Source organism: Thermohalobacter berrensis, from assembly GCF_003609645.1.
Classification (GTDB): domain Bacteria; phylum Bacillota; class Clostridia; order Tissierellales; family Thermohalobacteraceae; genus Thermohalobacter; species Thermohalobacter berrensis.
In genome coordinates this window covers 18,907-44,984 of sequence record NZ_MCIB01000016.1, presented here as the reverse complement: position 1 = coordinate 44,984, position 26,078 = coordinate 18,907, and the positions used below count along the sequence as shown (strand labels likewise).

Here is a 26,078-nt window from a genome sequence, read left to right as displayed (position 1 = left end):
TTTCGTATCGACTCTTAATACTATAGCAAATTTTTGATTTGGTGTCAAGACTTTTTTTCAATTTTTTTGATTGTTTTTTCTTCCCTTTTCGCCGCCCTTAATTAGCGACAGTATGTATCTTAACATAAATTTTACATCCTGTCAAATGTTAATTATATCCTTTTTTGCATATTCTACAGTTGTTTATTAAACCGGAAAAAGTATTACAAATCAAGGAATTAAAGTAGTATTTTTAGGGAAAACTCTTTTTAAGTAAATTTATAAATTATCTAGTTTCAATATAATAATTGTTCCAAATATTTGGGAGGTGTAAAATGTCTTTACTAAACAAAAGAAAAAAGCATAGTGTTAATTCTGATTCTCCTTTTGCAATTTCAGAGTTTAGCAATATAGTCTTAGAATATTTGCATAATTATTATAATGAAAATTATGATAATCTTATAATAGTTTGTATAGGTACTGATAGGTCTACTGGTGATTCTTTAGGACCTCTTGTAGGGGATAAGCTATCTAGTTTTATGAAATGGTATCCTAATGTCCATCTTCTAGGCACTCTAAATGAACCTGTACATGCAAAGAATTTAGAAGATAAAATTAAATTAATAAATTGCTCATTTAGCAATCCCTTTATTATATCTATTGATGCATCTTTAGGTAAATCTGAGCGAATAGGATATGTAACAATTTCTACAGGACCTCTTAAACCTGGTGCAGGTGTCAATAAAGATTTACCTGAGATAGGAGATATACATATTACAGGGATTGTAAATATGGGTGGCTTTATGGAATATGTTGTACTTCAAAATACTAGATTAAGCATTGTCATGAAAATGGCAAATGTAATATCTAAATCTATACTTTTTAGCCTTTGGAAATATTATAATGGAAAAGAAAATATATTATAGTAAAACATATTAAAAATGCTGACGGATTTTAATCCATCAGCATTTTAAGTTTAAAATAGAGGACTATATATTCTATTGTTAATAATGTATTCTATTTCTTCTATAGATTTACCATTTGCATTAATAAGTATAGCTCCTTTACCAGTCATATCCTCCCCCTGATCCATGTTAGTAACCTGACCATAATAGGGAATTTCATGCCCATCTGACATATATATAATTGCTTCAACATCTCTATTTTCATTGATATCAAAAACTTCATATCCTCTTCTAATTAAATTTTCCTTTATTTCATTTAAATGTCCTTGGACTGCTATCTTTTTGGACACAGCTACACCTCCAGCAATAGTTCCTTACTTTTAGTATTATCACTGGAGGTTTTTTTATGCCTTTAGTTACATATTACGTTTAATTTTTTATTATATATTGAAAATAATAATTTTTCACTAATAGGATAAGTTTCTCCATCTAAATTAAGATATGCCTTGTCCAAAACTTCTATTTCTAAAGACTTTACTCTAAAGTACTCAACATATTTTTTATATTTTAAATGCTCTCCTTTAAAAACTGAAGGGAATAATGTTACTACTTTATATTTTGGCATTTCATTTACAATACATATATCAAAATTTCCATCATCTATAATAGAATCTGGACAAATTTCCATGCCACCACCATAGTATTTGCTATTCCCTATAGCTATAAGTAATACTTTTCTATCTATAATATTATTATTAACTTTAACTTTCAGTTTTTTATGTTTGTATGAAAATATAGTCTTTAGAAAACCTAAGGTATAAGCGGTCTTACCCCTAAAATATTTTTTAATATTTTCAATGTTTTGAGCTATTTGAGAGTCAACTCCAATACTAGCAACATTTAAAAAAGGTCTTCCATTTACACTTCCTATATCTATAACTTTAGTTTTTCCTTTTAAGATTAAATCTATTGCTTTATGAGGTTCTTTTGGTATATTTAAAGTTTTAGCTAAGTCGTTTCCTGTACCCCCTTGTATTATTCCTAAAGTTCCATGTCCAACTGAAAGAATTCCTGTTGCAACCTCATTTATTGTACCATCTCCACCTACTGCTGTTATTATATTAAAACCTGATTTTAGCCCATATTTAGTAATACTAACTGCATCCTTGGGAGCTTTAGTTGTAATTATTTTATACTCTATATCTTTATTCTTCATCTTTTCTTTTATAATAGGGATAATACTTTGTGACCTATGCCTACCTGCTATGGGATTTATAACAAAAAGTACCTTCACTTAAGCTCCTCCTAGTTTTATATTTCTCTAGAAATCTTCTTTACTGCATCTATAGCCTTTTCTATATCTTCTGTGGTAGTAAATGGGCCTATACTAAATCTTATAACCCCATGTTCAAAGGTTCCAATAGTTTTATGGGCTAAAGGTGCACAATGAAGCCCTGGTCTTACTGCAATATTAAATACTTTATCAAGAACATAGCTTACTTCTGAAGAGTCTTCATTACCAATATTTATAGAAACAACAGGTGCATGCTTTTCTATATCCATAGGGCCATATATTCTTACTTTGTCTATCTTTTTTAATTCATCCATAAAGTATTTAGTAAGTTCAACTTCATGTTTTCTTATATTTACTATACCTTTATCTAATATATATTTAATCCCTGCTCCTAAACCAATGATTCCCGGGGTATTTGGAGTACCACTTTCAAATTTATCTGGCAGCATTTCAGGCTGTGTAAGTAAATCTGATTTGCTACCAGTACCTCCTTCTTTCATTTGCCTTATCATAAGGCCTTCTTTTATATATAATCCTCCTGTACCTTGTGGACCTAAAAGACCTTTATGTCCTGGAAATGCTAGTAAATCAATTCCCATTTCTTCAACATCTATGTCATATACTCCAGCAGTTTGTGCTGCATCTACCATATATATAATGTTATTCTTTTTAGCTATTTTGCTTATATCTTTTATCGGAAATATTGTTCCTGTAACATTAGAGGCATGGGTTGTAACTATAAGCTTTGTATTTTCCTTAATGTTTTTTTCAATATCTTCTAGATTTATATTACCTTCTGAATCACATTGTACAATAGTTAATTCTACTCCCTTTTCTTCCATTGACTTAAGTGGTCTTAAGACTGAATTATGTTCCATTGAAGTAGTTATTGCATGATCTCCAGGTTCAAGAAGCCCTTTTATTCCAATGTTTAAGGCCTCTGTTGCATTTGAAGTAAATATAATATTCATAGGATTATCTATCTTAAAAAGCTTTGCAATCAATTCTCTAACTTCATATATAGCCCTTCCAGCCTTTAAAGCAAGTTTATGCCCTGATCTCCCTGGATTTGCACCATACTCTTTCATTGAAACATACATAGCCTCATAAACTTCATCTGGCTTTGGATAAGAAGTAGCAGCATTATCAAGATATATCATCGTACTCACCCCCAAGTCTAGATACAACTTTATTATAACATAATATTGCCATTATATTACTTTTTACTGGGACAATTATTGTTTATAATTATATATCATAATAATAAAAAAGCGAGCAAAGCTCACTTCCGCTAGGGGAACCTAGTTCCCCTTCGGCTGATACAAACCCTATTTTTTATTGTCTTACATAATTTTCTATAATACTTAAATGCAGTATTATCTTTTTTTCAGTAATTCGTTGAAATATACTTTCTTAGCCAATAAAAAAAGACTGCTATTGAAAGATCAATAGCAGTCCTTTTTTTACTCATTAACATTTAATTCTATAAAATCAAATTTATTTACATCGAACAATCCTAAGTCTGTCACCTTAATTTCAGGTATAACTGGTAATGCAAGGAATGATAGTGTCATAAATGGATCTATATCAGGGTTTACATTTAATTTATTATAGGCGATGTCAAGCATTTCTTTTAAACTTTCATTAACTTCTGACATAGATTTATCAGATATGAGACCTGCAATAGGTAATGGTAAAGTTTTTAATACTCTCCCTTCAGAACAAATTGTAATCCCACCACCTACACTAGAAACTTCTTTAATAGCTAAAAGCATATCATCATCATTATCTCCAACTACGATTAAATTATGTGAGTCATGGGCAATAGTTGAAGCAATTGCTCCTCCCTTTAATTTAAAGTTTTCAACTAACCCTAAACCTATATTCCCTGTAGCCTTATGTCTTTCAATTACAGCTAATTTCAATATATCTAAATCTTTATGATATTTAAAAACCCCATTTTCTGTGTCTACTTTCCTTACTACTTTCTCAGTTACAAGGTTTCTAGGAAGAAGGCTAATTACATTAACTATATCTGATTTTAATTTTATTTCTAAATCTTTCTTGGTAATTTCTTTTATTCTAACTGTATCGGTTACATTTGAATAATCACATTCTGTCTCTCTAAATAGAGGTTTTTTATTTTCTGCTACAAGTTTTCCATTTTTATATACTTTAGTTATATTAAAATTTTCTAAACTATCTAAAACTATTATATCAGCATCATATCCAGGGGCTATGGCACCAATATTTTTAAGTCCATAACATTCTGCAGCATTAATGGTACCCATTTGTATTGCTGATATAGGATCAATTCCATTTTTAATGGCTAATCTAACATTATTATCAATATGTCCGGCCTTTAAAATATCCTCTGGATGTTTATCATCTGTACAAAATAAACACCTTCTTATATTTTCTTTATTGACAGCTCTAATTAAGGTCCTTAAGTTTCTTGCAGCTGAACCCTCTCTGATTGAAATATACATGCCTAACCTAAGCCTATCTATCATTTCTTCTACTGTAGAACATTCGTGTTCAGTCCTAACCCCAGCTACTACATATGCATTTAAGTCTTTATCCTTTATATTGGGACCATGACCATCTATTATTTTATCTTTTGCTACAACTATCTTATCTATAGTTTTTTCATTTCCTGAAATAACCGAAGGGTAATCCATTAATTCTCCAAGTCCCAAAATTTTATCATGGTCTATCATTTCTCTTAATTCATCGGCTCCTAACACTGCACCGGCATTTTCAAATGAGGTTGCAGGAACACAAGATGGGAGCATAAAGTATATATTTAATGGAAGGCCTTCACTTGCATTTATCATATATTTAATTCCTTCTATTCCACATACATTGGCAATTTCGTGTGGATCAGCAATTATAGTAGTAGTTCCTAGTGGAACAACTCCCCTTGCAAATTGTATAGGGGAAACCATTGAAGATTCAATGTGGACATGTCCGTCAATTAATCCTGGGGCAACATAACTGTCATTTAAATCAGTTTCATTTAAACCTTCATATTCTCCTATCCCAACTATTTTCCCTGAATCTATTGCCACATCGCCTTTTATAATTTCCTGTGAAAAAACATTAACTACTCTACAATTTTTAAGGACAAGCTCTGCCTTTTCTCTTCCCGAAGCTATATCTATCATTTTTTTAATTCTTTCCTTCATTATAAGTCATCTCCTTTTCTTTTATAGCCTTAAGAAGCTTCTCAGGAGTTACAGGTATTTCTGTCATTCTTACTCCTACTGCGTCATATATTGCGTTTAATATAGCTGGTGCCACTGGAATCATAACTGGTTCACCAATCCCTTTTGCTCCATATGGAGCTGTAGATTCAGGGTCTTCAATAATCACCTTTTCTATATCTGGCATATCTAAAGAAGTGGGAATTAGATAATTAGTAAAGCTATTGTTTTTTATTTTCCCCTTTTCTATCTTTAGGTCTTCATATAGTGCATATCCTGCCCCCATTGCAAAACCACCGTCTATTTGTCCTTCTATTAACTCAGGGTTTATTGCCCTTCCTACATCTTGTGCTAATACTGCCCTTATAATTTCAACTCTTCCTGTTTCCGTATCAACCTCAACTTCTACACCACAAGCGGAAAAAGTATAGGGCCAATAGGGTGCTCCTTGACCTGTTTCTTCATCCATTTCAGTTGTTTGAGCAGTAAATACAGCTTCTTCCTTCAAGCTGCTTTCTAAAGATTCTGAAATTTCTCCTAAAGAAACTCTCTTTTCAGGTAAAGTTTTAGGATACACATACCCATTTTTTAAAGTTAAGCCTACAATACTATTTAGACCAAGATAATCTTTGGCAACTTCTAAAATGTCCCTCTTTAATTTTTCACAGGCCAATTTTATTGCATTTCCTGTGTTATAAGTTTGTCTACTAGCAGCAGCTGTTCCTGAATCGGGAGTAATACTGGTATCTTCATTTATAAATACTATATCATCAACAGATAACCCTAAAACCTCTGCAGCGATCTGACTTAAAGCAGTTTTAGCCCCCTGTCCTACCTCAGTTGCTCCAACATATATTGCTATTTTTCCATCTGATTTTAATTGGGCTACAGCCTTTGAAACATCAGGAAATCCATTTCCATATCCTGTTCCATAAAATATACTACCTATTCCAATTCCCCTTTTTTTCATACAACTCCACCCCTTTCACTTAATGGAGTTATACCTATTCTATCTGCTACTTCCTTAATACACCTATCAATTGGTACACTTTCTTCTAAGACCTGTCCTGTAGCCGTTTTTGACCCCTTTTTAAATATATTTTTAAGCCTAAAGGTTACTGGGTCCATATTTAGTTTCTCTGATAACATATCCATCTGTTGTTCATGGGCAATAGGAACTTGGGTTGCACCAAAGCCTCTCATTGCGCCTGCAAAGGGATTGTTAGTATATACTGCATAACTGTCTACCTTAACATTGGGTATTTCATATGGTCCTGTAGCATGAACCCCTGCCTTTCTTAATACATTTATAGCCCATGACGCATAAGCACCTGTATCTCCAATTATTTCAGCCTCCATAGCTAATAATTTTCCATCTTTATTACATCCAGTTTTATATCTCATTATCATGGAATGTCTTTTTGAGTGGGCTAAAAATGACTCTTCCCTAGAATATACGGCCTTGACTGGTCGTCCTGTTACCTTAGCTGCAATTGCAAGGTGAATTTGAAGAGTAATATCCTCTCTTCCTCCGAAGGCCCCTCCTACTGCAGGGTTGATTATCTTTACTTTATCTTTATTTACTTCTAAAGCTTCAGCTACTTCAATCTGGTCAAAGTGTGGATATTGGGTTGATGCACATACAACTATTGTTCCATCATCTTCAGTATATGCAATACCTGCCTCTGGCTGAAGAAAGGCATGCTCTACCATTGGAGTTTTATACTCACTTTCTACTATTACATGACATCTTTTAAAGGCTTCTTCTACATCTCCCTTTCTTAATTTATAATGGTAAATAATATTACTATTTCCATGTATTTTTACTGATTCTTCTTTCATAGCTTCTAAGGGATCAAATACTGCCTCTATATCTTCATAATTAACATCGATTACTTCTATTGCCTCTTCTACCGCCTTTTTATTTGTTGCAACTACAAATGCAATGGGATCACCTACTCTTCTTACCCTTTCACTACAAAAAACCTCATGATCCTTAAATAAAACACCATGGCAATTTTTCCCCGGTACATCTTTATATGTAAACACTTTAACAACGCCATCTATTTTTTCAGCCCTTGAAGTATCTATATTAATATAGGCATGTGGCCTACTTGAACGTAATGTTTTCCCATAAAGCATTCCTTCCATATAAATATCCTGTGGATATAAGGCTTTTCCTTTAACCTTTGACAACCCGTCAACTCGTATAATCTTTTTACCTATAGAATTTAGTCTCACAACCTACTTCCCCCTTTTTAAATATAAGGCTGCCCTTTCAATTGCATCTACTATCTTGTTATATCCAGTACAACGACAAAGATTACCAGAAATAGCTGCCCTTATCTCTTCTCTAGTAGGAGAAGGATTTTTATCTAACAAAGCTTTAGCAGATAATATCATTCCTGGAGTACAAAATCCACATTGTACAGCTCCAACATCTAAGAAAGCTTGTTGAATAGGATGAATTTCTTCCTCTGACTCAACACCTTCTATTGTTATTATCTCTTTTCCATCTGCCTGAAAAGCCAACACTAAACAGGAATTTACTATATCTCCATCCATAATTACTGTACAAGCTCCACATTCACCTTCACCACATCCCTCTTTAACACCTGTAAAGCCTAAAACATCTCTTAATAAATCTATAAGTCTTGTATCTTCCTTAATCTCCAGCATATATTCTTTTTTGTTCACAGTTAGTTTTATTTTTTTCAATACAATCACACCCTCATAAAATTAGATTCATATAATTAATGTAAGTTTTCCAAGGCCTTACTAATTGCACTTTTAAATACACCTTTTACAGCCTCTTTTTTAAAGGGTAAACTTAAACGGCCTTGTAACCTGTGTGAAATTTCCTCTTGAAGAATAATTGCTCCTTCTTCTATAGTTTCTTCATTTAACCTTTTTCCCAATAAAAACTCCTCTACTTTTCTCTCCCTTACTCCATGTTTACCTAATGCCCCATCTGCGATCTTAACCCTTTTACATTCCTTGCTTTTATCTAATTCTAAAAAAACACTTATACAAAGCCTAGAAATAGCCAATGCCTTTCTTAAACCTAATTTAGAAAAAGATAAAACTTGGTTTTTATTAATTTTTTTAAATTTTACACTATATAAAAGCTCATTTTCCTTTAAGTTAACTTTACCTTTATCTAAAAAGAGTTCTTCTAAAGATATTTCTCTCTCTTTATTTTTGCTCTTTAAAAGAACAGTAGAATCTAAAGCCAATAATGGAGGAACTATATCTGCTGCAGGAGAACCATTACATATATTACCCCCAATAGTCCCCCTGTTTCTTATTTGGGGTGATCCTACAGATTTTGCTGCTTCCTTTAATCCAATAAGTTGTTTATTAACTAGGTTACTTTTTACTATTTCCGTAAAAGTTGTTGCTCCTTTAATCTCAATAAATTCTCCTTCTTTTTTAATCCCATGTAATTCTTCAATATCTGAAATATCTACTAGAACCTTTGGATTTAGTCTTTTGTGCCTTAGGTGTACTACCAGATCTGTGCCACCTGCTATTATCCTACAGTCATTCCTATATTTATCTAAGAGTTCTAATACTTCATCAATATTTCTACCTTTATATACCTCCCTTATACCCATAAAACTCCCCCTTTTAATAAAAGCGGCCAAGGCCGCCTTTATTGTCACTAATTAACTGTCAGTTATTAACTACTTAAATTTTTCAGATATGACTTTGCTATGATTATATGAAAATTAATATTAATTAAATTTATCTAGCAATCAATGTCCTTTTTATTCCTGCAGATTCTACTTGCTTTTTTATTACTCTATTTACATCATCAATTAATAAGTCTTCATTAATAGTAGTAAGTTCACCCTCAAGCATTACTACTTTCCCATCGATTATAGTTGTTTCTACATCTTGAGCCTTTGCTGAATAAACTAACTGTGAAACTATATTAACCTCTTTAGAGGGACTGTTATGTAAATTGTTAAGATTCATAATTACTATGTCAGCTAACTTACCCCTTTCAATACTACCTAACCTATCTTCCATTCCCATAGCCTTTGCTCCACCTAAAGTAGCAAGCTCAAACACTTTTTCTGCCGGCATTACCGTTGGTTTAAGAAGCCTACCCTTTTGAATTAATGCAGCAATTCGCATCTCAGTAAACATATCCATATTATTATTACAAGGTGCTCCATCTGCTCCAATTGACACATTAACTCCCATATCAAGCATTTCTGGAATCTTAGCTATACCTGATGCTAGTTTTAGGTTGGAACTTGGACAGTGAGCTACACTTGTACCTGTATCTGCTAGAATCCTCATTTCTTCATCATCTAGCCATATACAATGGGCAAGGACTAAATTTTTACCAGTAAGTCCTATTTTATGCAAATACTTTAAGTTTCTCATACCCCTTTCTTCTTGAATAACTTGAACCTCTTCCCTGTTTTCTGAAGCATGTGTATGAATAATTACATTATATTCTCTAGCTAAATCCCTTACCCTTGTTAGTAACTCTTCAGAACAGGATACTGCAAACCTAGGTGCAAAGGCATATTGTATTCTTCCATTGCCTTTTCCATGCCATTTCTTTAGTAACTTAACACTCTCTTTTATAGATTCTTCAATATCCTCCATAAGACCATCTGGAACACCATCTCCATAATCCATCATACATTTGCCTGTTAAGGCCCTAATACCCGTTTCATAAGTAGCATTTATAGCTGCATCTGTGTGATTTACTGTCTCCATATCAATAATTGACGTAGTTCCACCTTTTATCATCTCAGCTATCCCTAGTTTTGCTGATATGTAATTTGATTCTTCAGTATGTGTAGCCTCTAGAGGCCATACTCTTTCTTTTAACCAATCAAGTAGTTCTAAGTCATCTGCTTGCCCCCTAAATAAGGTCTGTGTTAAGTGGACATGGGTTTGAATAAGTCCAGGAATAACTACCTTTCCTTTTGCATCAATAATTTGGTCAGCTTCTGTATCTATTTTTGATTTAACATCTATAATTTCATTGTCATTAATTAAAATATCTCCTTTAAAAATATCTCTGTTTTTGTTCATAGTGACGATGGTACCATTTTTGATTAGCAAACTAGACATCTATCCCAATCCCCTTTCATAAATTTAGAGCACTATATATAACTCCCATCCAGATGGATGGGAGTTATATTGTTTTAAGCAATTCCTGTTTCTATACAAGAAGCTTAATTACAAATAGTACTGCAAGTCCATACATTAGAGGTGAAGGTTCTTTCCCTCTTCCAGTTAATAGTTTTAATAATACATATGAAAGAACACCAAAAACTAATCCCTCTGCAATACTATAAGTTAAAGGCATCATTATTATAGTTAAAAATGCTGGTATGGCTTCAGTAAAGTCTTCTAAATTAATCTTTAATATTGGTGACATCATAAATAAGCCAACTAATATTAAGGCCGGTGCCGTAGCAGCTGATGGTACTATAGTAAATATTGGAGCAAAGAATAGGGCCAATAGGAAAAGAAGTCCTGTTATAAGTGATGTAAGGCCTGTTCTTCCTCCTTCAGCTACCCCTGATGCACTTTCAACATATGTAGTAACTGTACTTGTTCCTAAACAAGCACCTACAGTTGTTCCTAAAGCATCTGCAAATAAAGCTTCTTTTGCCTTCGGAAGGTTTCCATCTTTGTCTAGCATATCTGCCTTTGAGGCAACACCTATAAGTGTTCCAATAGTATCAAACATATCTACAAATAAGAAGGTAAATAATACAATTAACATGTTTATTGAAAATATCTGGTCAAAACCAACAAACTTAAAAGCAATTGGCTTTAATGATGGTGGTGGACTTATAAATCCATTTGGCATAGGAGTTACTCCCAATGGAATTCCAATTATTGTTGTAATTATAATCCCTATAAGAAGTGCTCCCTTTACCTTTTTTGCCAGAAGTATTCCTGTAATAATTAATCCTATTAATGCTAAAAGGGTTGCAGGACTAGTAATATCGCCTAACCCAACTAAAGTAGCATCATTATTAACTACAAGTCCAGCATTAACCAGCCCTATAAAGGCTATAAAAAGACCAATTCCTACACTTACTGCATGTTTTATGTTAATAGGTATACAGTTAAGTATTGCTTCCCTTACATTTAAGAATGTAAGGATTAAGAAAATTATCCCTTCTAGTAAAACTGCTGTTAATGCAAATTGGAAGGAATATTCCATCCCTATAACTACAGTAAAGGCAAAGAAAGCATTTAATCCCATTCCTGGGGCTAAAGCAAATGGGTAGTTAGCATAGAAGGCCATAACTAATATTGCAACAAAGGATGAAACTGCAGTGGCAGTAAAGACAGCCCCTTTATCCATTCCTGTTTCACTTAAAATTAAAGGATTAACTACTAATATATATGCCATTGTCATAAATGTTGTAAGCCCTGCTATTACTTCTGTTTTTACATTGGTACCATTTTCTCTTAACCTAAACATTTTTTCCAAAAAACCATCTTTAGCATGAGCTTTACTATTCACACAATCTTCCCCCTTTAATATTTATAAAATTTTACTCTACTACAGGTGTTAAAATTTCAAAGTTATTTACATCAACTAATCCTTTGTCTGTAATTTTCCATTCTGGACTTGTAGATAATGATACAAAGGATAAGTGCATAAATGGTGCATGAACCCTACAACCTAAATCCTCTTTAATAGTTTTTTCTAACTTGGCTATTTTTCTACTTACCTCTTCTCCCTTAAGCTCATCAGTAATAAGTCCTCCAACTGGTAGTCTCATATCCTCAATTATTCTACCATTCTTAGCTACAGCCAATCCCCCACCAAGCTCAATTACCCTATTTACTGCCTCTGTCATATCTCTAATATTAGTTCCTACAACTATAATATTGTGAGTATCATGGGCTACACTTTCGGCAAAGGCTCCATCCTTTAACCCAAATCCTTTAATAAATGCTTTTCCAACATTACCGTTTCTTCCATATCTTTCTATACATGCAATTTCTAATATATCTTTATTGGGATCTGGATTAACTATACCATTATTTACTTTTATGTTTGCTTCTAATTTACCAGTTAAATTCTGATCAGGTATAAGTTCTATACATCTAACTAAAGCTTCCCTTCCATCTGCGTAAATTTCTAAATCCCTTTCAGTAATTGGTTGACGTTTTACTGAGTTCTTTACATAATCTGGGTAAGTATATTGTGGAAGGTTTATTAACAGTTTCCCATCAACTGCAACCAGTTCTCCTTCAATAAATACAGCATCTACCTTCATTTCGTTTATATCTGAGATAATTGCTATATCTGCTAACTTACCTGGTGCTAGTACACCCCTATCCTTAAATCCAAAATAGGTTGCAGGGTTAATTGTTACCATTTGTATTGCCTCTACAGGGTCTACTCCTTGTTTTATTGTCCTTTTTACAATCTCATTCATATGACCTAATTTTTCTAAATCCTCTGCTACCATATCATCTGTGGCAAGTATACATCTTCTTGAATCTAGTCCTTCTTCAGTAACTGCCCTTATACATTCAGCCATATTTTTCTGGGTTGACCCTTCCCTCATAAATACGTATACTCCCTGTCTTAATTTTTCAACACATTCTTCCTTTGTTGTAGTCTCATGGCAGGAACATTCTCCTCCTGTAGCAATAATATGTGCTGCAAGTTCATTTCCAAAAAGCTCTGGAGCATTACCATCAACTATTTGTCCTATAGACTTTGCATATGAAGTAGAGGCTATTAAATCTGTAATTACTTCTGGAGTGTTTCTATATACATGTTTTGCATTACTAAATCCTTGTAGTTCACCAATACCTATTACATTAGGGTAATTAAGTATTTCTTCCATATCCTTAGAAGTAATATCATATGCAGCTGTCTCTAATGTAGGACAATCTGGGGTTAATGCAGGAACAACAAGGTGAACATGGTTTGGTACTTTACTTGCCTCTTCTGCCATAGCTTTCATTCCTATGGGCCCTAGAGCATTACCTATTTCATGAGGATCTGCAACTAATGTAGTAGTACCTGAAGGAATAGATAATCTTGAAAATTCAGTAATTGTAAGCATACTACTTTCAAAGTGCATATGAGAATCAATAAAACCTGGAGCTAGGTATTTTCCTTGAACATCAACCACAAGAGTATCTGGCCCTATGAGTTTTTCTCCATCACCCACAAGGAGTATATACTTACCCTTTATTGCTATATCTGCAGTATATACTTCCCTTGTTAACACATTTACTACATTCCCACCATAAAGAATTATATCTGCAAAATTATTATCTGACATTAAGACATCAATTAGTTGTCTATATTCAATTGCCTCTTTTACCTTTAACGGATTAAGCAAGAGACAGCCCCCTTCCTTAACAAATATTATGTAATGTCTTTATAGACATCTATATTGTCCACAATAGCTACAATTGCCACATCTATGGGTGAATCTGGTTTGTTTGCTGCTTTTCTTGCACCACTTCCCTTAGTATATATAACAATTTCACCTATTCCAGCACCAACTGTATCTATGGCTATTACAGATTGTCCTATTGGTTTTTTATCTTCGTTTATAGGTTGGACTACCATAAGTTTATACCCTACTAATCTTTCGTCTTTTCTAGTTGCAACTACTGTACCAACTACTTTCCCAAGAATCATATTACCTCTCCTTTTGTTTAAGTCTATTCCATTATGATTTCTATTCCCTTTTCCCTTGCTGTATCTCTAGCTAAATGGGTTATAATACTTCCCTTTGGAATAATTAATCTATCTTTATTTCCTACAAATTTTAATATATCCCCTTCAGTTATCACCTGTTTTTCTCCTTTTTCTTTACAATAAGTTTCTTCTTTGTAAGTTCTCTTATAATTGTAATTGGTCTTATTACCTCTTAATACTTCTGTTATACTAGATATATAGCTACCCTTACTTATCCTATTTACTCCCATATCCTCTAATTTTTCAATATACCTTTCAACCATATTACAAAGATACTTATTTTCAGACCTTTTGCCACCTTTAGTTACAACTGCTTCCATGTCCATAAAAACAGGCTTATTATCCCATAAAAATTGCCATAATAAAGTAGGTATAAATTCATCTTGTATTCCTAATGCCAATTTTATAGCTGTATTTTGTGTAGTAGTTAGAACAACTGCTCCATCAGACTCCTTGATGATATCTTTATAATGAAGTTTGTTATCATCAGTATAAACCTTTTCTGGTTTAAGTTCTTTCCTTAATGTATCAACACCTATAATCCTTTCAGCTTCCTTAGATATTGCAGCATTAAATTTAATCTTCTTTTCCTTCAACTTATTTATTTCTGAAATTGAGGAATATAAGCCTACATCAGTTCCAGTAAAAAGTACTAAAATATTACTTTTATAATATTTAGTTCTATTGTATCCATGTAAAGGGCTATTTTCTTTTTTGATATCCTTTCCTAAACTCACCTTAAGGCCTAACTCACTTATTATATTTTTTGTCAAATCATATTTATTCATTTTTAGCACCTCGTATCACTGGTGAAAAAAGTATCTTTTTTACTCATTCTTTTCTAGTAATACTCTTTCTACCTCTGTATGTGGTCTTGGGATTACATGTACTGAATGTAATTCTCCTACTGCTCTTGCTGCTTCTGCACCTGCATCAGTTGCAGCTTTTACAGCTCCTACATCTCCCCTTACCATTACTGTTACTAATCCATATCCTATTTTTTCGTATCCAACTAAAGTTACATTAGCTGCTTTAACCATAGCATCTGCAGCTTCTATAGATCCCACTAAACCTTTAGTTTCAACCATACCTAATGCTTGACTCATAAATTTCAACCTCCTTAATTTTTATTATCTAAATCTTTTTTTGTTTTACTTTCAGTTGTTTTTTTAGACTCTTTTTTCTTAATATTTTTTTCAAATCTTTTTATTAAACTATCAACTTCTTCATGGGGTCTTGGTATTACCCTATGAGATAATACAGTACCAACTCTGCTACCTGCATTAACACCAGCCTCTACACTGGCCTTAACAGCAGCAACTTCACCCACAAACTGTATAGTTACACTAACTGCCTTTCCAGCCCCTATGACCTTTTCGTAACCCACTAAAGTAACATCTGCTGCTTTACTTGCAGCGTCAAGTGCTGTAATTGCAGTTGTTAATCCAACTGTTTCAATTAAGCCTAATGCAGCTTTCACATCTCCACCTCCTATTAATCTACTTTAAGGAGTTATTCTTTCCTATTGAATTAAGTGAGACCTTAGGTATATAGGAATTCAAACTACTCTTTTTAACTTTTAACTTTTCCCTATTTTTATAATCATTTTTTACCTCTGTTTTATTGCTTTGGTTGTTTGCTTTTGAAGCTAAATCTTTTAATGTCAGCATAGTATTACTTTTTTTAGTTTTTCCATAGTCTTTATCCTTTCTAGCTAAGTTGTTTTTTCTAGTTAAATCCTCTAATGTTACTCTGTTAATATCTTTATTCCCCTTCTTTTTTACATTTTTATACATCACATTTAATAGTATTTTTTCTTCTTTTTTAGATAAATTATTAGATGTAGGACCTTCAGTATTACCCTTGTCTTTTCCTGATTTTTTTAGGATATTCTGCATAACAACCTTTGTCAATTGATTGGCCATTATCTCACCACCATGAGCCTATATTTTTATTCAATAACCTTCTCAACAACCTTATCAACCTCATCATGTGGTCTAGGAATTACATTAGTTGAAATAACTTCAGCTAACTGCTCTGCAGTTTCTCTTCCATTTTCAACAGCTGCCTTTACAGCTGCCACTTCTCCAGATACTATTGCAGAAACAATTCCGGAACCAACAAAATCTAAATCAAAAAGCTGAACATTAGCTGTTTTAACCATAGTATCTGCAGCCTGAATAGCAGCAACCAAACTCCTTGTTTCAACCATACCTATTGCTTGTTTCACTTTTCATCACCCTTATCTTACTTAATTAAATTGAAGGAAAGTACTCTTTTATATTTATATTTTCATAACCAGGCATTTTTGCCTTTTCAAATCTTTTTCCATCTTCTCCTAAAGGCTTTGTAGCATCAATTCCTACTTTATCTGTAACCCCCCTTAGAAAATGTGAAGGGTCTAACCCAGAACCTATTCCTCCTTCAATAATAACTATGTCCTTTGAACCCTGTACCCTTGTAGCTATAATTCCTTCAACCTCCTTTGAATCAAATATATCTACGTCATTATCTACTATAACTACATGTTTTAAATCCTTATTACTTCCTAAAGCTGCTAATATTGCTGTCTTACCGTCTCCCTCTGTTTTTTTGTTTATAGATGCAACCCCATGAAATCTATATCCTCCACCTACCGTTACATTAACATCATTTACATCTACTTGCTTATCTAGTGCAGAATAAAGCTCTACTTCCCTCATAAGACCATTTGCTAAATGTTCTTCTCTACATGGGAATGCAACTTGTAATATAGGATTGTTTCTATGGAGTACAGCCTTAACCTCCATTACTGGATGGGGTGCTTTCCCTCCGTAATATCCCATCAATTCACCAAAGGGACCTTCTTCAATTCTCTTATTAGGTACCATTACTCCTTCTAAAACTATTTCTGCATATGCTGGAACTTCTAAGTCTATAGTTTCACATTTTACTAATTCAAGGGGTTCTCCTCTTAAAGCACTATCTATCTTATATTTATCTACACCATATAATTCACTGCTTACCTGAGATGCTAAAAGGAATTCATAATCATAACCTAAAATAACTGCTATCTCTAAGGGTTTGTTTTGAGCCTCAAATTTTTCAAATAACTCTGTCATCATAGGCGAAGCAATTAAAACATTTATATTATTTCCTCCATTTACCTGAAGTCTTCTAACAGCTGTATATACATTACCAGTATCAGGATCTTTAAAGGCAACAATCCCAGAAGTTATAAAAGGAGCCGAATCTTCATCATGAAATGTTGGAATTGGAAACATTCTTGGTAGGTCGATGTTTCTTCTTATAATGTTTTCCTTTATAGGGCCATTAGGAATAACTTTAGGTTCCATAGGATTAGCAATTGCATTTATAAAGGCATGTATTCTTTCTTCGTGGGTTGTATCTATCATTTCATAATATAGCTTTCGATTTCCAAACATTCCACCTATTATTGGTATATTACTACCTTTAATACGGTTAAAAAGAATAGGTCTTGTGTTTTGAAAATATTTTAAAACTGCACCTAATTCATATTTAGGGTCAACCTCTTTTTCACATATAAGAAGGTCATTCTTTTCTTTAAGCCTTTTAAGGCTTGCCCTAAGCATCTGCTTTTCCACTTTATCCCCCCTTTTTTATGAATCTTCACCCCACCTCTTCATTAGATTATGTTCTATTCCTAATTGGTCTAATGTCCTTCCTACAATAATACTTACAATATCACCAATAGTTTGTGGATGATTATAAAAACCAGGTGCTGCAGGTAATACAACTACACCAGCTTTAGCCAGTTTCAACATATTTTCTAGATGAATAACACTTAAGGGGGTTTCTCTAGGAACTAATACTAATCTTCTTCTTTCCTTTATTGTTACATCTGCAGCCCTTGTAAGAAGATTATCTGTTATCCCATTAGCTATTGAAGCTAATGTCTTCATGGAACAGGGTATTATAACCATTCCATCTGTTTTAAAAGAACCACTAGCAATTGGTGCAGCTAAATTTCTATTATCATGGAAGTATGTTGCCAATTCCTTTAATTCATCAAGTTTTATACCACATTCATGTTCTACTACATATTCGCCCATATCTGATACAACAAGATGTGTCTCAATACCAAGTTCATTTAATACCTTTAAAAGTCCTACCCCATATATAGCTCCACTTCCACCTGAAATTCCTACTGTAATCCTCATAATGTTCCCACTTCCCTTTTCCAATTAAGCTGTAGCGAAGAACTTATTCTCCGCTACAGCTAATATTTTATTACTCTACCTTATTTTCTCTGTCTCCTCCTCCTAGCCATGGGTCTATTCCCTTTTCCCATGCATCAATATATTCATCTATAGTCATTACTTTACTAAACAAGCTTAAATCTTTTAGTCCATATTCATGCATTTCTGGTGTCTTAGATGCACATCCATCACTTAAAGTAATTACTTTATATGCTCTATAAAGGGCATCTGAAGCTGTGCTCCTTACACATACATTTGTCCAAACCCCTGTAACTACAACAGTATCTATATTCTCTTCCCTTAGATATAAGTCTAAATCTGTATATGCAAATCCACTATGTCTTCTCTTTTGAACTATATATTCATCTTCCTCTGGATAAAGCTCTTTTATAAAATCAGAACCCCATGTTCCCTTTACAGCATGAACAGGTCTAACTCTAAAGTCTGCATCATTTTTTCTATGGGCCTCTTGAATGTGTACTATTTGCACATTGTCATCTTCTCTACCTCTAACCCATTTAAATAACTTTTGTAAATTTGGAACAATATCATCTGCTCCTGGACATCTTAGTTTAGCCTTCTCCCCAACAAAATCATTTAACATATCAATAACAAGAATTGCATGCCTTGGCATTGAAAATCCCCCTTTTGTTTTTAAAAATTTTAAATTTTCTGCATAATGTGATTTCAGTATTCCTCATTTTTTATCTATTTTTTTAAACTTAATACTTAATAGCCTTATCTAATTTTTGAATACTTTGTCTCTTAATAAATTCACCATATCCCTCTTGACCTACTATTCCATTTTCATCATCATACACTAATTTACCCCTTACTATTGTCTTAACTGGTTTACCCTTTAGCTTATATCCATGGAATGGGGTATATTTAGATTTAGTATACATTTTGTCTTTATCAATAGTCCATTCCTTATCAAGATCAATCACTGTAAAGTCAGCATCTGAACCTATAAACATTGCACCCTTCTTAGGATATAATCCATAATGTTTAGCTGGACTTGTGCTTAGTACTTCTACAAGTCTACTTAATGATAATCTTCCTTTATTATATCCTTCACTAATAATTATAGGTACCATAGTCTCTACTCCTGGAATTCCTGGGAATGCAGTCCAAATATTCATTCCTTCAGCATCCTTTTCTGTTGCTATTTCATAAGGCGCATGGTCAGTTGCTATAAAATCAACACTTCCATTTTGTAGGCCTTCCCAAAGTTCTTCATTATCTTTTTCAGTTCTAAGTGGTGGTGCTATTTTAGCAAATTGCTTAAATTTACTCATGGCATCTTTATAGTTTAGAGTTAGATAGTGTGGACAAGTTTCTGCAGTAACATCTAGACCTCTCTTCTTGGCTTCACCTACCAATTTTGCTCCTATACCTGTACTCATGTGAACTATGTGTAGTCTTGCACCTGTAGCTTCTGCAAAACTAATACCAAGTTCAATTGCAACCTTTTCTGCTAATGGCATTCTAGCTTCTGCCCAAGCCGGGCCATCCATACGTCCCTCTTCTTCAAACTTCTTAACATAAAAGTCACACATATCAAAGTTTTCAGCATGTATACCTATTGGAAGTCCTGTTTCAGCAACTGCCTTAAAGGCTTCAAGCATCTCTGGGTCAGTTACTCTAGGATATGTTGGAACTGATGGAGTCATATATACCTTAAAGGCAACTACACCATAATCTGCCTGCTCCTTTACGTTATGAAGCCATCCTTCTCTAACATCTTCTCCTGTAACTCCTCCCCACATTGCATAGTCTACTATAGCTTTATCCTTTATTGCATTTAATTTATTTTCTAACTGTTCAACACTTCTTACTGATGGTACTGAACAACAAGGCATATCAATTACTGTAGTTATACCACCACTTGCAGCAGCAGATGTTCCTGTAAGGAAATTTTCCCTATGTGTAAATCCTGGATCATTAATATGTACATGTGAATCAATACAACCTGGTAAAGTTAGATGTCCTTCAACATCCATTACTTCTTTAGCTTCAATTCCATCTAATTCTTGAGTAAAGCCTGATATTTTCCCATCCTTTACTAAAATATTTGTAACTACAGTGTCATCCCCCTGTGGAATTCTAGCATTCTTCAAAATTAAATCATACATTGTAAAATCCCCCTTTTATTTTTTGAATCTTCTGAAAACACCCCTTGAAAAGGTTTTCTTGTTTTTGGATTAGCTAGGGCTATCCCTTTAGAGATAACCCTAGCTATATATAATATTAGAATAATCCAGTAATTTCTCCATCAGAAGAAATATCCATATTATTTGCAGCAGGAACTTTAGGTAGTCCTGGCATTGTCATAATATCCCCTGTTAATGCAACCAAGAATTTAGCCCCAGCTGATACTCTTACTTCCCTTACTGTAACCTTAAAGTCTTTTGGTCTTCCTTTAAGTGTTGGGTCATCTGATAGTGAGTACTGGGTTTTAGCCATACAAATAGGCATTTTATCTAAACCAAGCTTTTCTATTTCTTTAATTTGTTTTTCACATTTCTTTGTAAATACAACTCCATTACCACCATATACTTCTTTTACTATCTTTTGTAGCTTCTCTTTAATTGAATCATTTTCATCATAAAGTGGCTTAAATTCAGATGGCTTATTTTCTATAGTTTCTACTACTTTGTTAGCTAACTCTTTTCCACCTTCTCCACCTTTTGCCCAAACTTCAGATATTACAGCTTCTGCTCCATTTTCTTTACACTTTTCAAATAGGAAGTTAAGTTCTTTTTCTGTATCTGTAGGGAATCTATTAATTGCCACAACTACCGGTACTCCAAACTTTTGTACATTTTCAATATGCTTTTCTAAATTTCTAAAACCTTTTTCTAGGGCTTCAAGGTTTTCTTCATTTAGTTTATCCTTTTCAACTCCACCATGATTTTTAAGAGCTCTAACAGTAGCCACCACTACTGCACAATCAGGCTTTAATCCTGCAAATCTACACTTAATATTAAAGAATTTTTCTGCACCTAAATCAGCTCCAAATCCTGCTTCAGTTACAACATAATCTGCTAACTTTAGTGCCATCTTTGTTGCCATTACACTATTACATCCATGAGCTATATTAGCAAATGGTCCTCCATGAATAAATGCAGGTGTATTTTCAACAGTTTGAACTAAATTAGGTTTAATAGCATCCTTAAGAAGTAGTGTTAATGCTCCAGTTGCATTTAGATCCTTTGCCCTAACAGGCTCATCATCATATGTGTATGCAACTATCATATTACCTAATCTCTCTTTTAGATCTTCAAGGCTAGTTGCTAAACATAATATTGCCATAATCTCTGATGCAACTGATATATCAAATCCATCTTCCCTAGGAACTCCATTACCTTTACCGCCTAATCCTACAACAATATTTCTAAGGGCTCTATCGTTCATATCCAATACCCTTTTCCAAACTATTTTCCTAGGATCAATATTAAGTTTATTTCCTTGATGCAAGTGATTGTCTAAAAGGGCAGCTAAAAGGTTATGGGCAGTAGTTATAGCATGGATATCACCAGTAAAGTGAAGATTTATATCTTCCATTGGAACAACCTGTGCATATCCACCACCAGCAGCTCCACCCTTTACCCCAAAACATGGTCCAAGGGATGGTTCTCTTAAAGTAGTTATAGCTTTTTCACCGATCTTATTTAGCCCCATACTTAAGCCAATGTTAGTAGTAGTTTTACCTTCACCAGCAGGAGTAGGATTAATAGCTGTAACTAAAATAAGTTTTCCATCAGGATTATTCTCCAATCTTTTAAATACATCTAGGGAAACCTTTGCTTTATAATCACCATAAAGCTCTAGTTCGTTCCTCTCAATCCCTAGCTTTTTAGCCACCTCCTCAATTGGTAGCATTTTTGCTTCTTGAGCAATTTGAACATCTGTCTTCATCTTATACCTCCTATTGTTATTTTCTTTATAAACTTCTCTTTATTTATATGTTTTTCCTTCTTTATCTTTTTATTTATCTTTTATTCCATCAAATGTGTTTCTAATATTTGCTCTTTTCTAAAGTTCTCTAATCCTAGGAAATATTCTAATGAGTTCAATAGATGGTCTAGTTTTACTGGCCCAACTATTTCTGAACCTGTTACATTAACTCCATACCTTTGGGCTTCCTGTTTAACAAAATTAAATGCTCTATAAAGCGGTGTTCTAGTACAGTCGAACATATTCATTGATACAACTACCCCATCCCTTTCAGGAAACTTAATCCCTACTGATCTAATTGTTGTAAAACCACCACTAGGTCCCCTTAAAGCTTTAGCTATCTTTTTAGCAATCTCTAAATTTTCTGTGTCTAGGAATATATTATAAGCAGTTAACCCTTCAGTATCCGCACTAACTATAGTGGCACCAGCTGTTGGATGTAGAGCTGCCGGACCTATATCTGGTTTCCTTTCTTCAGTGTGTGCAACCTTTTTCAAACCTTCATATTGTCCTTTTCTTATAAAGGAAAGTGCTTTTCTCTTTTCGTTCCTAGCATTCTGTCCAGAAAAGTATACTGGTACTTTATATCTTTTATAAATTTCTTCTCCTATTTCCTCTGCTAATTGAACACATTCATCTAAACTAATATTTTTAAACGGGAATATAGGAATGGTATCTTGGGCACCTATTCTAGGATGAGTTCCTTCATGTTCTTCCATATTTATTAACTCATAAGCTTTACTAGCCATATTAAGTAATGCCTCTTTAAGTGGTTCAGGCTCTCCAATTACCGTAATAACCGTTCTGTTAAAGTCGTGCTCTGGTTCATAACTTACAAGTTTAACTCCTTCAACATTTTTTAACGGTTCAACAACAGCCTCAATAACTTCCTTTCTCCTACCATCGCTAAAGTTTGGTACAGCTAATACATATTTTTTATTTTCAACCATTTTAACTCCCCCTTTTGTTTAAAAAATATATACATTAATAAATTTAATGAATTTTCAAATTAATCATAATATTCTTACTTGATCCCTTCACTATACATGTTACCATAAAAATCCAAAAATACCTTTATTATAATTTAATAAATAAACACATAATAATCTGAATATTTTGATACTTCTTTTGTGACATATTTATAAATTTTTTATATCTTTATCTAATAAATATGTCCATATAGCTATTTCTAATCCAGTAGTATCAATTATTGAGGGCTCTTTATAACGAATCCTTTTCAGAATTGTCAGACTTTTCTATTTGTATTAATAAAGATATAATTATATAAAGATATATAGTTAATGTTGAAAGGCTATTTAAAAAAGGAGGGGGAGCATATGGGGCTTCGCTTAATTGATTTATCTCAAGAAATTTTTGAAGGTATGTCCGTGTTCCCAATGCATCAGAAAACTTTTATAATGACTAATATGACCCATAAAGAAAATATGAGGGAGACAGGAAGTAAAACCTTAGGTTTTTCAGCTAGAAATCTACTTATAAGTGAACACGGTGGAACACATTCAGATGCTGTTTGGGAATTTAAACCATCTGGACCTACTATTGATAAAATGCCTATGGAATGTTTTTGGGGAAGTGCTATATGTATCGATGTATCTAATGTACCTGCAAGTAAAATGATTGAACCAAAAGATTTAGAAACTGCTTTAAGGAAATCGGAACAAGAAATAAATAAAGGAGATATAGTACTCTTATATACAGGTCATTATGATAGAAATTTCGGTACAGATAAATGGCAAACTACATATACAGGACTAAGTTATGATGGTGCAAAGTGGTTAGCTGAAAGAGGAGTTGTTAATATAGGAGTAGACGCTCCTTCAATAGATCATCCTGATGATTTAGACTTTTCAGGACACTTAGTATGTGGAGAATACAATATAACAAACACAGAAAATCTTTGTAATCTTGATAAGGTTTTAAATAAACGCTTTTTATATATTGGACTTCCCCTTAAAATTAGGGATGGTTCTGGATCACCTATAAGGGCAGTCGCTTTAGTCGAGGAATAATCAAAAAGGACCTAGTATTTAAATACTAGGTCCTTAAATATTTATGTAAATAGCAGTGATGTTAACAATTGATTATACATCAATACTCCATGGCTCTGGTACCACTGCTGCCACATCAATACTCCATGGTTCTGGTACCACTGCTGCCACATCAATACTCCATGGTTCTGGTACCACTGCTGCCACATCAACACTCCATGGTTCTGGTACCACTGCTGCTACATCAACACTCCATGGCTCTGGTACCACTGCTGCCACATCAACACTCCATGGCTCTGGTACTACTGCTGCCACATCAACACTCCATGGCTCTGGTACCACTGCTGCTACATCAACACTCCTTGGCTCTGGTACCACTGCACATAAGTTAAAAATAGAAACTACAAGTAGTAACATAATAAGTAAAACTGTTTTACTTGTTTTCATAAACTATCCCCCTTAATATATTTAATTTTTATTATTTAAAATAAAATTAATTATTTCATTACTTTTTTCTATACAACCTAATTGGTTATAACATAATATTAGTTTAAAAATTATATTATCATTAGTCTGAATTAGATTTTTTTTTACCAACCCAAATACCTTTTCCTTTAAGACATCTATTTTCTTTTTATTATTAGACATTTTATATATATCAATTAGATTTAGAGTTGCTTTAGCCTGAATTGTTAGATTATTTTTCCTTTCTGCATATTCTAATGACTTTTCAAAGTATTCTTCAGCCTCATTATATCTATCTAAAAACTTATATGCACATCCTATCTCATAATAAATCTGACATAAATAAACATTCGTTGAAGGTAACTTATTTAGAAATTCTAAAATAGTATTTAGACATTCAGATACTCTTTCCTTATCATTCATTCCATAAAGAGTATTAAGAATATTTACCAGAACAATAATCTTTTTTTCTATTAAGTTATCATCTATAATAGTAAGTATTTTTTCATGAATGTTGAGGCCTTTTTCATATTCTTCCATTTCCTTATAACAAATTGCTTTTAAGGTTAGAAGGTCAAATAACTTTTGCCCATCAATTCTATTTAATTTATCTTCTACCTTTCTGATTATATCAATAGAATGAGAATATAGCTCTAAATGGTAGTAAGTTAAAGCTGTATTAAATAATATTTTAGATAATAAATCTTCTGGTATAATTTCTTCATATATGAGAACAATTTTACTGTAATGAATAGCTTCATCATATTTTTCTAGCTTTAAACAGCATCTTGTTATTTTTAATATTAAAGTACAAATAACAGTAGGCCTTGATATTTTAATAGAATTTTCAAATGCCTTTATAAAGTAAATATATGCCTTATAAAATTCTTTTTGAGAATAATAGTAATCTCCAATTTTTCCAAAAGCAACTGTCTTCTTATCGGGAATATCCCAGTTAATTAAAAAGGTTTCAATTTCTTTTATTTTCTCTTCCTTGTCCCTATCAGAAGCTGCAGATTCAAACTGATTGATATATTGGTCTACCTTTTTCTTTGCATAATATCTTTCAGGGTTAAGTAAATCCTCTGGGTCTATTATCATATTTATATTACTTTTTCTTAAAAGCTTGTTCATATTTTCAGCAAGTATTTTTGCCGTTTTTTCATTTAAAGGTGTTTTGTTATTCTCTATAAGGCTTATAAGATTTCTTGTAATTTCTCCACCAGTAATTTCATGCTGTTTAAAACCCAATTCTTTTCTAACTCTTTTTAAATGCTTTCCTAGACTATTTTGATTGTTGCTCAAAATGTTTTCA

Annotated in this window: 27 protein-coding genes; 2 read left to right on the top strand and 25 right to left on the bottom strand. The window is 33.1% G+C overall.

Translation table 11 applies throughout. The features are described from left to right. Positions 1-314: 314 nt before the first annotated feature. Positions 315-905 carry a spore protease YyaC gene (gene yyaC, locus BET03_RS08325; RefSeq protein WP_120169254.1) on the top strand — a complete coding sequence of 197 codons (591 nt, stop codon included), beginning with the start codon at positions 315-317 and terminating at the stop codon, positions 903-905. 50 nt (positions 906-955) lie between these two features. On the opposite strand, the gene BET03_RS08320 is transcribed toward yyaC, so the two are convergent. From BET03_RS08320 to ftcD, 23 genes are all read right to left on the bottom strand, one after another. Beyond that, a complete protein-coding gene (locus tag BET03_RS08320) occupies positions 956-1,234 on the bottom strand; it encodes a YkuS family protein (RefSeq protein ID WP_183108793.1) in 279 nt (92 codons plus the stop codon). A 62-nt stretch (positions 1,235-1,296) separates the two neighbouring features. Then, positions 1,297-2,178, bottom strand: coding sequence for a diacylglycerol/lipid kinase family protein (locus BET03_RS08315; RefSeq protein ID WP_120169250.1), 882 nt, complete (start codon positions 2,176-2,178; stop codon positions 1,297-1,299). Positions 2,179-2,195: 17 nt separating this feature from the next. Beyond that, on the bottom strand, positions 2,196-3,338 hold the full coding sequence (locus BET03_RS08310) for an aminotransferase class V-fold PLP-dependent enzyme (protein ID WP_120169248.1): 1,143 nt from the start codon (positions 3,336-3,338) through the stop codon (positions 2,196-2,198). Between the two features lie 303 nt (positions 3,339-3,641). Beyond that, a complete protein-coding gene (gene ade / locus BET03_RS08305) occupies positions 3,642-5,366 on the bottom strand; it encodes an adenine deaminase (RefSeq protein ID WP_120169246.1) in 1,725 nt (574 codons plus the stop codon). Further along, positions 5,350-6,354 (bottom strand): xanthine dehydrogenase family protein molybdopterin-binding subunit, encoded by a 1,005-nt coding sequence (locus BET03_RS13960; protein WP_120169244.1) that lies wholly within the window; start codon positions 6,352-6,354, stop codon positions 5,350-5,352. The genes ade (BET03_RS08305) and BET03_RS13960 overlap by 17 nt, the downstream gene beginning before the upstream one ends. Next, positions 6,351-7,625, bottom strand: a complete 1,275-nt coding sequence (locus tag BET03_RS13955) for a xanthine dehydrogenase family protein molybdopterin-binding subunit (RefSeq protein ID WP_120169242.1) — start codon at positions 7,623-7,625, stop codon at positions 6,351-6,353. Before BET03_RS13955 ends, BET03_RS13960 begins: the two co-directional genes overlap by 4 nt. Before the next feature lie 3 nt (positions 7,626-7,628). Continuing rightward, positions 7,629-8,081 (bottom strand): (2Fe-2S)-binding protein, encoded by a 453-nt coding sequence (locus tag BET03_RS08290; protein ID WP_279230368.1) that lies wholly within the window; start codon positions 8,079-8,081, stop codon positions 7,629-7,631. Positions 8,082-8,137: 56 nt separating this feature from the next. Beyond that, positions 8,138-9,001, bottom strand: a complete 864-nt coding sequence (locus BET03_RS08285; protein ID WP_120169238.1) for an FAD binding domain-containing protein — start codon at positions 8,999-9,001, stop codon at positions 8,138-8,140. Between the two features lie 130 nt (positions 9,002-9,131). Further along, positions 9,132-10,484, bottom strand: a complete 1,353-nt coding sequence (locus tag BET03_RS08280) for a 5'-deoxyadenosine deaminase (RefSeq protein ID WP_120169236.1) — start codon at positions 10,482-10,484, stop codon at positions 9,132-9,134. Between the two features lie 91 nt (positions 10,485-10,575). After that, on the bottom strand, positions 10,576-11,856 hold the full coding sequence (locus BET03_RS08275; protein WP_120169262.1) for an NCS2 family permease: 1,281 nt from the start codon (positions 11,854-11,856) through the stop codon (positions 10,576-10,578). 73 nt (positions 11,857-11,929) lie between these two features. Continuing rightward, positions 11,930-13,744 carry an adenine deaminase gene (gene ade, locus BET03_RS08270; protein WP_243096895.1) on the bottom strand — a complete coding sequence of 605 codons (1,815 nt, stop codon included), beginning with the start codon at positions 13,742-13,744 and terminating at the stop codon, positions 11,930-11,932. 26 nt (positions 13,745-13,770) lie between these two features. Then, positions 13,771-14,049: a EutN/CcmL family microcompartment protein gene (locus BET03_RS08265; protein ID WP_120169234.1), complete on the bottom strand. Its 279-nt coding sequence runs from the start codon at positions 14,047-14,049 to the stop codon at positions 13,771-13,773. A 23-nt stretch (positions 14,050-14,072) separates the two neighbouring features. Continuing rightward, a complete protein-coding gene (locus tag BET03_RS08260) occupies positions 14,073-14,897 on the bottom strand; it encodes a flavoprotein (RefSeq protein WP_120169232.1) in 825 nt (274 codons plus the stop codon). 39 nt (positions 14,898-14,936) lie between these two features. Next, complete coding sequence (gene pduA, locus BET03_RS08255) at positions 14,937-15,215, bottom strand: propanediol utilization microcompartment protein PduA (RefSeq protein WP_120169230.1); 279 nt, start codon at positions 15,213-15,215, stop codon at positions 14,937-14,939. A 14-nt stretch (positions 15,216-15,229) separates the two neighbouring features. Next, positions 15,230-15,589 carry a BMC domain-containing protein gene (locus BET03_RS08250; protein ID WP_120169228.1) on the bottom strand — a complete coding sequence of 120 codons (360 nt, stop codon included), beginning with the start codon at positions 15,587-15,589 and terminating at the stop codon, positions 15,230-15,232. A gap of 19 nt (positions 15,590-15,608) precedes the next feature. Continuing rightward, positions 15,609-16,034, bottom strand: coding sequence for a hypothetical protein (locus tag BET03_RS08245; protein ID WP_120169226.1), 426 nt, complete (start codon positions 16,032-16,034; stop codon positions 15,609-15,611). A gap of 26 nt (positions 16,035-16,060) precedes the next feature. Next, positions 16,061-16,339 (bottom strand): BMC domain-containing protein, encoded by a 279-nt coding sequence (locus tag BET03_RS08240; protein WP_183108792.1) that lies wholly within the window; start codon positions 16,337-16,339, stop codon positions 16,061-16,063. 25 nt (positions 16,340-16,364) lie between these two features. Further along, positions 16,365-17,714 (bottom strand): UbiD family decarboxylase, encoded by a 1,350-nt coding sequence (locus BET03_RS08235; protein WP_120169224.1) that lies wholly within the window; start codon positions 17,712-17,714, stop codon positions 16,365-16,367. Positions 17,715-17,729: 15 nt separating this feature from the next. Beyond that, on the bottom strand, positions 17,730-18,290 hold the full coding sequence (locus BET03_RS08230; protein WP_120169222.1) for a UbiX family flavin prenyltransferase: 561 nt from the start codon (positions 18,288-18,290) through the stop codon (positions 17,730-17,732). A gap of 70 nt (positions 18,291-18,360) precedes the next feature. Next, the gene (locus BET03_RS08225; RefSeq protein ID WP_120169220.1) at positions 18,361-18,963 is read right to left on the bottom strand and encodes a cysteine hydrolase family protein; all 603 of its coding nucleotides are present in this window, start codon (positions 18,961-18,963) and stop codon (positions 18,361-18,363) included. A gap of 88 nt (positions 18,964-19,051) precedes the next feature. After that, positions 19,052-20,464: an allantoinase AllB gene (gene allB / locus BET03_RS08220; protein WP_120169218.1), complete on the bottom strand. Its 1,413-nt coding sequence runs from the start codon at positions 20,462-20,464 to the stop codon at positions 19,052-19,054. Positions 20,465-20,579: 115 nt separating this feature from the next. Next, positions 20,580-22,250: a formate--tetrahydrofolate ligase gene (locus tag BET03_RS08215; protein WP_120169216.1), complete on the bottom strand. Its 1,671-nt coding sequence runs from the start codon at positions 22,248-22,250 to the stop codon at positions 20,580-20,582. Between the two features lie 80 nt (positions 22,251-22,330). Continuing rightward, positions 22,331-23,239 (bottom strand): glutamate formimidoyltransferase, encoded by a 909-nt coding sequence (gene ftcD, locus BET03_RS08210; protein ID WP_120169214.1) that lies wholly within the window; start codon positions 23,237-23,239, stop codon positions 22,331-22,333. Between the two features lie 387 nt (positions 23,240-23,626). Here ftcD and BET03_RS08205 point away from each other — a divergent pair, with 387 nt between their 5' ends. Then, the gene (locus BET03_RS08205) at positions 23,627-24,319 is read left to right on the top strand and encodes a cyclase family protein (protein WP_120169212.1); all 693 of its coding nucleotides are present in this window, start codon (positions 23,627-23,629) and stop codon (positions 24,317-24,319) included. Positions 24,320-24,391: 72 nt separating this feature from the next. Here BET03_RS08205 and BET03_RS08200 read toward each other — a convergent pair whose 3' ends face one another. Further along, positions 24,392-24,745: a hypothetical protein gene (locus tag BET03_RS08200; protein WP_120169210.1), complete on the bottom strand. Its 354-nt coding sequence runs from the start codon at positions 24,743-24,745 to the stop codon at positions 24,392-24,394. Between the two features lie 21 nt (positions 24,746-24,766). Further along, positions 24,767-26,068 (bottom strand): hypothetical protein, encoded by a 1,302-nt coding sequence (locus BET03_RS08195; protein ID WP_183108791.1) that lies wholly within the window; start codon positions 26,066-26,068, stop codon positions 24,767-24,769. Positions 26,069-26,078 lie beyond the last annotated feature (10 nt).

Coding starts and splice junctions, on each gene's coding strand:
- BET03_RS08205 (WP_120169212.1), top strand. CDS start 23,627: ATGGGGCTTCGCTTAATTGATTTATCTCAAGAAATTTTTGAAGGTATG.
- BET03_RS08260 (WP_120169232.1), bottom strand. CDS start 14,897: ATGAATAAATATGATTTGACAAAAAATATAATAAGTGAGTTAGGCCTT.
- BET03_RS08230 (WP_120169222.1), bottom strand. CDS start 18,290: ATGAGGATTACAGTAGGAATTTCAGGTGGAAGTGGAGCTATATATGGG.
- BET03_RS08245 (WP_120169226.1), bottom strand. CDS start 16,034: ATGGCCAATCAATTGACAAAGGTTGTTATGCAGAATATCCTAAAAAAA.
- BET03_RS08285 (WP_120169238.1), bottom strand. CDS start 9,001: ATGGGTATAAGGGAGGTATATAAAGGTAGAAATATTGATGAAGTATTA.
- allB (WP_120169218.1), bottom strand. CDS start 20,464: ATGTATGATTTAATTTTGAAGAATGCTAGAATTCCACAGGGGGATGAC.
- ftcD (WP_120169214.1), bottom strand. CDS start 23,239: ATGGTTGAAAATAAAAAATATGTATTAGCTGTACCAAACTTTAGCGAT.
- BET03_RS08275 (WP_120169262.1), bottom strand. CDS start 11,856: ATGTTTAGGTTAAGAGAAAATGGTACCAATGTAAAAACAGAAGTAATA.
- pduA (WP_120169230.1), bottom strand. CDS start 15,215: ATGAGTCAAGCATTAGGTATGGTTGAAACTAAAGGTTTAGTGGGATCT.
- ade (WP_120169246.1), bottom strand. CDS start 5,366: ATGAAGGAAAGAATTAAAAAAATGATAGATATAGCTTCGGGAAGAGAA.
- yyaC (WP_120169254.1), top strand. CDS start 315: ATGTCTTTACTAAACAAAAGAAAAAAGCATAGTGTTAATTCTGATTCT.
- BET03_RS08225 (WP_120169220.1), bottom strand. CDS start 18,963: ATGCCAAGGCATGCAATTCTTGTTATTGATATGTTAAATGATTTTGTT.
- BET03_RS08215 (WP_120169216.1), bottom strand. CDS start 22,250: ATGAAGACAGATGTTCAAATTGCTCAAGAAGCAAAAATGCTACCAATT.
- BET03_RS08280 (WP_120169236.1), bottom strand. CDS start 10,484: ATGTCTAGTTTGCTAATCAAAAATGGTACCATCGTCACTATGAACAAA.
- BET03_RS08265 (WP_120169234.1), bottom strand. CDS start 14,049: ATGATTCTTGGGAAAGTAGTTGGTACAGTAGTTGCAACTAGAAAAGAC.
- BET03_RS13960 (WP_120169244.1), bottom strand. CDS start 6,354: ATGAAAAAAAGGGGAATTGGAATAGGTAGTATATTTTATGGAACAGGA.
- BET03_RS08310 (WP_120169248.1), bottom strand. CDS start 3,338: ATGATATATCTTGATAATGCTGCTACTTCTTATCCAAAGCCAGATGAA.
- BET03_RS08200 (WP_120169210.1), bottom strand. CDS start 24,745: ATGAAAACAAGTAAAACAGTTTTACTTATTATGTTACTACTTGTAGTT.